We start from the raw sequence: 7,268 nt of genomic DNA, 5'->3' as shown, positions 1-7,268 counted from the left end.
GGACCGGCTTTGTGAAGCCCTCACGGCCCGATTGCCTCGGCTCGACGTCCAATAAGCACACCACCCGCGGAACAACTCACCGATGGTCGTGCGAATGCACCTGCAGCGCTTCCAAAAAACGCGACACCATGTTGTAGGCAGCCACTGTCGCAGTAAGCTCAACCATCAATTTATCGCTACCGACGGCTTGGCGTGCCGCATCGAATACCGTTTGCGGCACTTGGACGTTGCGCGTCATCGTGTCGGTATAGGCCAGCACTGCGCGCTCTTTTTCCGAGAAAAAATCCGAGGATTCCCATTGATCGAGCGCGTCCAGTTGTGCCTGGCTGATGCCCTCGCGCAAGGCGATGGGGGCATGTTGATCCGCCTCATACGGCGCGCCGTTGATAGCGGCCACACGCATGATGACGAGCTCGCGCAAGTCACCTGGCAAGGTGCTCAATTGGCGAATGGAGGTCAGATAATTCAGCCAGCCGCTGGCCACGGCCGGGCTGTGCAGCAGCATCTGGTACAGATGCAGGACGCTGCCACGTTCGGCAACGATGCGATCGACCAGAGGCTTTGCCTCCGGATGCGATAAATCCGCGTAATCTAGACGTGCCACGATGCCACCCTCCTGAAACTGGACTCAGATTTTTTCGGTCTCGCCCGTTTTGGGCTGCCATTTCATCAATCGTTTTTCGCCGATGCCGACCAGATAGTCGAGCAACAGCGCAAAGGCTGTCAGAACGACGATGCCCGCAAACACCGTATTGACGTCAAACGTGCCTTCGGCCTGCAAAATCAGGTAGCCCACACCACTGGCCGAGCCCAGGTATTCGCCGACCACTGCACCGACGAACGCCAGACCCACCGAGGTATGCAAGCTGGAAAACACCCAGCTCGTTGCCGATGGCAGGTACACGTGACGCAGCAATTGACGGCGTCCAGCGCCCAGCATACGCGCGTTATCCAACAACGTCGGACTGACCTCGCGCACGCCTTGATAGACGTTGAAGAACACAATGAAGAAGACCAGCGTCACGGCCAGTGCGACCTTGGACCAGATCCCCAGGCCGAACCACATCCCGAAAATCGGCGCGAGAATCACGCGCGGCATCGAGTTCGCAGCCTTGATGTACGGATCAAGGATGGCACTGGCGGTATTCGACAGCCCCAGCCACAGCCCGAAACCCAAACCCGATATCGTGCCAATGAAAAACGCCAGCACGGTTTCCGAGAGCGTCACCCACAAATGGCGATAGATATCGGCGTCGGTAATGAACCACGCCCAGATGCGTTTCGAGACCTCGAGCGGTTGGCCAAAAAAGAAGGCAACCTTGGGATCCAGAGATACGACGTACCACACGACAAGGATGACAGCCAGCAGCAACAGCTGCCAAAAGCGCAGGCTGAACGACGAGCCCGGTTTAGACAATTTCGACATATCAGGCTCGCTTTTGCTGGGCATAGCCCTTCAGAACTTCTTCACGCAACACGCCCCAGATCGCGGCATGCAACTCCACAAAGCGCGGATGGGTACGCACTTCGGCCACATCGCGCGGACGCGGCAGGTCAATGGCGAACTCACCGATGGGATGCGTGCCGGGCCCTGCCGACAGCACCACCACCCGATCGCTCATCGCAATGGCTTCGTCCAGATCGTGCGTGATGAACAGCACGGCTTTGCGCTTGGCCATCCACAAATCGAGCACCTCGTTTTCCATCAACTGGCGCGTCTGGATATCGAGTGCCGAAAAGGGCTCGTCCATCAAGATGATGTCGGGATCGCGAATCAGCGTTTGCGCCAGCATGGCGCGCTTGCGCATACCACCCGACATCTGGTGCGGGTAGCGTTCCTCGAAGCCGCCCAGGCCCACTCGCCTCATCCAGTCACGGCCACGTTCCAGCGCCTCGGCACGGTCCACGCCGGCAAACTCCAAGCCCGCGATGACGTTTTCCAAGGCGCTGCGCCACGGCAGCAGCGCCTCGCCCTGAAACATATAGCCTGCACGAGTGTTGATGCCCTGCAGCGGCTGCCCGAAGACTTTGACCTCACCGGACGAGGGGCGCAACAAACCCGCCCCTACGTTCAGCAGGGTGGATTTGCCGCAGCCCGTGGGCCCCACGACCGAGACGAACTCGCCCGGTGCGATAGCCAAGGTCGTGTCCTGAACGGCGGTATAGCGTTTGTCTGCGCCATCGCGGGACACGAAGGTGCAAGTGATATGGTCGAGTAAGAGTGCGGCGTCAGCCATTGGGGTATTTCTGGTTAGCACGTTGGGTAAATTCGTTGGTCCAGGCCTTCGACGGATCGATCTTGGCGGCGTCAAAGCCCTTGACGTAGGCGGCCAGCGCCTTCGTAGCCGTAGCGGCACCGTCCTCGGGAATCACACCATCAGGCGAGAAGCCTTCTTTGCTCTTTTCGAGCGCCGCCTTGTATACGTCGGGCTCTCCCAACAGATATTGGGTTGGCACCGTCTTGGCGATCTCATCGGCGCTGGCTTGCTGGAGCCATTTGTCGGCGCGCACGATCGCATTGGTCAATGCCTGCGTCGTGTTGGGATTCTCATCGAGAAAGGCTTGCGGGGCATACAGGCTGCCCGCGGGCATGTTGCCGCCAAAGATAGCCTTGGTGTCTTTCAAGGTGCGGGTATCGACAATGATGTCCATATCGCCGGCCATTGCCAGCATCGACACCACGGGGTCCGTATTGGACATCGCATCGATCTGGCCGCTGCGCAAAGCCGTCACTGCCCCCGCACCGGCCCCGACGCCGATGAACGACACATCGCTATCGGTCAAGCCGTGTTGCGCCAGGAAGAAGCTGACCACCATGTTCGTCGACGAGCCAGGCGCGGTCACACCGATTTTCTTGCCTTTCAGATCGGCCGGACTCTTGTAGTTGGGCAGGGTCTTTTTCGAGACGCCGAAACCGATCATGGGCGCGCGGCCCTGCAGCACAAAGGCGCGGTAGAACTGCCCCTTGGATTGCATGTGCAGCGTGTGCTCAAAGGCACCGGACACCACATCGGCGCTGCCGCCCACGACGGCCTGCAGAGCCTTGGAGCCGCCGGCAAAGTCCGCGATCTTGACGTCCAGGCCTTCATCCTTGAAGTAGCCCTTGATCTCGGCAATGCTGAGCGGCAGGTAATAAATCAGGGGCTTGCCACCCACCGCGATCTGCACGCTCTTTTTTTCTAATTTCTGGGCCCGCACAATGGCTGGCGCCATGCTCATCGCACCGGCCGCACCGGCCAGCTTGAGTAAATCACGACGAGTGATTGACATGGAGGGTCTCCTTTGCCGCTATGCGGCCTGTGTGTCCATTGCGGCCTGACTAGCCGTCACGTAATCATTATGCAGACACAAAACCGGCGCTCGAGCGCGACCATACCGATCACGCCAGCGAACGTCCTGTTTGACCGTCGCCGCAGCATCATACTCCAGTGATTTCCGGAGTTCTTCCGTTGTTTTCCCTAGGCGTGGTGGTACGGCAGACATCTACATTGAGATGCCGGTCGGACAAGGAGCACCGAAAATCCGCATGAAAACATGACGTTGGGAGCGGAGCTATGCCGACTTGCGCTCCATCAGTGCCCAGGCGATCGTCCCTGCGTCGACATATTCCAGCTCGCTACCGGCCGGCACGCCGCGCGCCAGACGGGTGATCTTGAGCCCTTTGTCGGCCAAGACCTCATTCAGGAAATGCGCGGTCGTGTCGCCCTCAGCCGTGAAATTGGTGGCCAGGATGACCTCCTGCACAACACCGTCGGAGACCCGTTCGAGCAAGCGGTCGAAGTCCAGCTCGCGAGGGCCGATGCCCTCCAGCGGCGCTACCCGGCCCATCAAGACATAGTACAAGCCACGATAACCGTGACTGGCCTCGATCATGTTTTGATCGGCCGGCGTTTCGACAATGCAGAGCAGCGACGGATCGCGTTTGGGATTGGCACAGGTCGCGCAGATCTCGTCCTCGGTAAAGCTGTTGCAGCGCGCACAATGACGCAGGTTCTGCACAGCGCCTGCCAAGGCCCTGCCCAGCATATCGGCCCCCTGCAGATCGTGCTGCATGAGGTGATAAGCCATCCGCCGGGCCGAACGCACGCCGACGCCAGGCAGGCGGCGCAACGCCTCGATCAACGAGACGAGCGGCTCAGGTTCAGGCAGTTGAGGATCCATCTCGGCCACAGAAACAACGAAAAGAAACGACGAAAAGCGACAATCAGGCGCGCACAAAAATACGCACCCACTCGCCTGACAGGATTAAAAGGGCAGCTTCATTCCCGGCGGCAAGGGCATGCCGGCAGTCACGCCTGCCATTTTTTCTTGCGCAGTGGCTTCGGCCTTGCGCAGCGCATCGTTGAACGCGGCCGCGACCAGATCCTCGAGCATGTCTTTATCGTCGGCCAACAGGCTCGGATCGATCTCGACACGCTTCACGTCGTGGCGGCAAGTCATGGAAACCTTGACCAGGCCACCGCCCGAGGCGCCATCGACAACGATGTCGGCCAGCGCGTCCTGGGCTTTTTTCATGTTTTCCTGCATCTGCTGCGCTTGGCGCATCAGACCAGCCAGTTGTCCTTTCATCATGATGGGAACGTCCTTGAATAGGGATAAAAATTTAACAGGTGTTTGGGTTCAAGACGAGAACGGCGACCTATCTACACTGATCATGCACGAGGTTCGACGGCCCGCACCGCGCTGACACGGCCGCCGAAATCGGCTTTCAATGCCAGCACAAAGGGATCGGCGTCTACTGCCTCCTCGGCTGCTTGTTGGCGCGCTGCCTTTTCGATCTGCGCCACGGCGTGAGCCGTGCCGTCGCCCGTCGCACCGACCTCGATTTCCAAACGCAGCCCTTGGCCGAAATGTTCGCATAGTACGGTTTGCAAACGCACGCGGCTTTCGCTTTCCGCCAGTGTTTTCACTGCGACGCGCAGCACGACGGCATCGCCCTGCACGCCTGACCATTCGCTTTGCCGAGCCAATTCTGCCGCCAGGCCGGTCACCGGCAATTTCGCCGCCAACGCCGGCCATTCGGCGGCCGACATGCTGTTCAGGCTGGCGCCGGGCTGGCGTGAACGGCGAGGAGGCGGTGCGGCTGGACGACGCGGCGCGGGCGCCAGGTCTGCCACCGGTGCCGCTGTAGCCAGCGTCTCGAACTCATCGTCCGGGTCAGCGGTGAACTCGGACGCGGGCATGTAACCGCCCTCGGCCTCGTCCGGAATGTCTTCGTCCACCCAAGCTGGCGGCTCATCGGGACGCGGCGGCGAGGCCTTGGCCTGCGTATGAGCAGCCGACGGCGTAACAGCCAGCGCGGCTGCATGCGCCGCTTTGAGGTCGGAGGACGAAGCAGCGTCAGGCGTCGAATTGTGGCTCTGAACTGACGGGGTCGCCGCGCCCTGAGATTGAGCTTGAGCGGGATCCTCGGCTGCAGGCAAGTCCTCCCACGGCGGAATGTCTTGTTCTGCGCGAATCGCAGCCGGCTGTGCCTCAGACGTACGAGCCTGCTGCGCAGCTGCCCCCGTCGAAGCAGCCGGAACGGCGCCCGTCTGAGCGCCGACCCGCGCAGACGGGGCCACAGCAGGCTGACTCGATGTTGAGGCTGACGCTGCAGCATCAGGCGACGCTACAGGAACAGGCGCGCCAGCGCCAGAGGCGGTGCTCGGTGCCGCATTTAATGCCGCCCCTGGTGCATCAGTATTCGATGTTGCGGCAGCTCCCTTCGCCACATCAGCGGCCGGCCGTTCGGAACCGGTCGCCACGGTTGCGCCAGGCGGCTCCTGCGGCGCGGTGCTTGCCACGACAGGCCCTGACGCGCCCTGTTGTGCGGCAGTGACGGCCCCGGAGGCAGCAGCGGATAGTCCGCCCGCCGCCGGCGCAGGAGCCTGTACGGCCATTTGCGGACCTGCCTGCCCGTTCAGCGCCAACATACGCAAACAGGCCATGATGAAGCCTGCATGCTCATCCGGCGCGAGAGAAAGCTCGCTGCGGCTATGCACTGCTACCGAATAAAACAACTGCACCGCGTCAGGATGCAATAACGCCGCCAAGCGCGCGATATCCCCTGCGAGAGGATCCTCGGCCGACGTCGCGCCAGGCACGCGCTGTTCGATGGCGACACGAGATAGCAGCACCGCCAGATCGGCCAGCGCGCCCGCATACGACAGTCCACGCGTCGACAGTTCTTCTGCGACCGCCAGGACGCCTGCGGCCTCGCCTGACGACAACGACTCGAGCAGACGTACTAGATGGCGTTGATCTATTGTGCCCAGCATGCCGCGCACGGCGTCTTCGGTCAGATTGCCCGCGCTGTAGGCGATCGCCTGGTCAGTCAGGGACAAGGCATCACGCATCGACCCGCCCGCCGCCTGCGCGATCAGACGCAAGGCCGGTAGTTCATTGCCGATGGACTCATCCGCCAGTACCGCCTGCAAATGGCCGACGATGGCGTCAGGCGGCATTTGTTTCAAGTTGAATTGCAGGCAGCGCGACAGCACCGTGACCGGGATTTTCTGAGGGTCCGTCGTCGCCAGGATGAATTTCACATGAGGTGGCGGCTCTTCGAGCGTTTTCAGCATGGCGTTGAACGCATGCCCGGTCAACATGTGGACTTCGTCGATCATGTAGACCTTGTAACGGCCTGCACCGGGCGAATACACCGCCTGCTCGAGCAACTGGGTCATTTCCTCGACGCCGCGGTTCGACGCTGCATCGAGTTCCAGGTAATCCACAAAGCGCCCGGCATCGATCTCGGTACACGCACGGCATTGGCCGCAGGGTCGAGAGGTAATACCGGTTTCGCAATTCAGCGATTTCGCCAAAATGCGCGACAAGGTCGTTTTACCGACGCCACGCGTGCCGGTGAACAGCCAGGCGTGATGCAGGCGCTGAGAGTCGAGCGCGTGGGTCAGCGCGCGCACCACGTGGTCCTGGCCTACCAGGGTATCGAACGAACGTGGGCGCCACTTGCGGGCCAGTACCAGATAAGTCATGGACGGATTGTAGAGCCAGTTGTGCGCGCCTGTGCGCCCAAAATACAAAGGGGCGCCGCAACCAGCGCGCGAACTGCCCTGATGCTGGCAATTCGTTCCGATTACGGCGCCCCCTTGGGGAAACCGGTTGACGAGCCTTACTCCGGCACTGATCCTAAACGACTATGGCTGCTTCGTTCCCGACCTGACCAGGTTCACCGCCGAACCATGCGAAGGGGCCCGTCAAATGAGATTCTAGCAGAGCGGCCGCAAGGCCGCTTGCTCGAAGCTCATTTGGCGGGCCCCGGGGGG

At 61.1% G+C, this 7,268-nt stretch carries 7 protein-coding genes and 1 other RNA gene; all 8 read right to left on the bottom strand.

The genetic code is table 11. The annotated features are described in order from the left end of the window. Nucleotides 1-76: 76 nt before the first annotated feature. The gene (locus ACNA0I_RS26680) at nucleotides 77-604 is read right to left on the bottom strand and encodes a carboxymuconolactone decarboxylase family protein (RefSeq protein WP_415809043.1); all 528 of its coding nucleotides are present in this window, start codon (nucleotides 602-604) and stop codon (nucleotides 77-79) included. A 24-nt stretch (nucleotides 605-628) separates the two neighbouring features. Then, on the bottom strand, nucleotides 629-1,426 hold the full coding sequence (locus ACNA0I_RS26675; protein ID WP_415809042.1) for an ABC transporter permease: 798 nt from the start codon (nucleotides 1,424-1,426) through the stop codon (nucleotides 629-631). A 1-nt stretch (nucleotide 1,427) separates the two neighbouring features. After that, on the bottom strand, nucleotides 1,428-2,237 hold the full coding sequence (locus tag ACNA0I_RS26670) for an ABC transporter ATP-binding protein (RefSeq protein ID WP_415809041.1): 810 nt from the start codon (nucleotides 2,235-2,237) through the stop codon (nucleotides 1,428-1,430). Beyond that, a complete protein-coding gene (locus ACNA0I_RS26665; RefSeq protein WP_415809040.1) occupies nucleotides 2,230-3,270 on the bottom strand; it encodes an ABC transporter substrate-binding protein in 1,041 nt (346 codons plus the stop codon). Before ACNA0I_RS26665 ends, ACNA0I_RS26670 begins: the two co-directional genes overlap by 8 nt. A 282-nt stretch (nucleotides 3,271-3,552) precedes the next feature. Beyond that, nucleotides 3,553-4,161 (bottom strand): recombination mediator RecR, encoded by a 609-nt coding sequence (gene recR / locus ACNA0I_RS26660; RefSeq protein ID WP_415809039.1) that lies wholly within the window; start codon nucleotides 4,159-4,161, stop codon nucleotides 3,553-3,555. An 84-nt stretch (nucleotides 4,162-4,245) separates the two neighbouring features. Continuing rightward, the gene (locus ACNA0I_RS26655; RefSeq protein ID WP_415809038.1) at nucleotides 4,246-4,572 is read right to left on the bottom strand and encodes a YbaB/EbfC family nucleoid-associated protein; all 327 of its coding nucleotides are present in this window, start codon (nucleotides 4,570-4,572) and stop codon (nucleotides 4,246-4,248) included. Between the two features lie 80 nt (nucleotides 4,573-4,652). Beyond that, nucleotides 4,653-6,977 carry a DNA polymerase III subunit gamma/tau gene (locus ACNA0I_RS26650; protein WP_415809037.1) on the bottom strand — a complete coding sequence of 775 codons (2,325 nt, stop codon included), beginning with the start codon at nucleotides 6,975-6,977 and terminating at the stop codon, nucleotides 4,653-4,655. Between the two features lie 126 nt (nucleotides 6,978-7,103). Beyond that, nucleotides 7,104-7,201, bottom strand: an RNA gene (gene ffs / locus ACNA0I_RS26645) — signal recognition particle sRNA small type. Nucleotides 7,202-7,268: the final 67 nt, after the last annotated feature.

Origin of the sequence: Bordetella muralis (assembly GCF_965139205.1) — a bacterium.
Classification (GTDB): domain Bacteria; phylum Pseudomonadota; class Gammaproteobacteria; order Burkholderiales; family Burkholderiaceae_B; genus Bordetella_A; species Bordetella_A muralis.
This window is presented reverse-complemented; position numbering and strand designations above follow the sequence as displayed.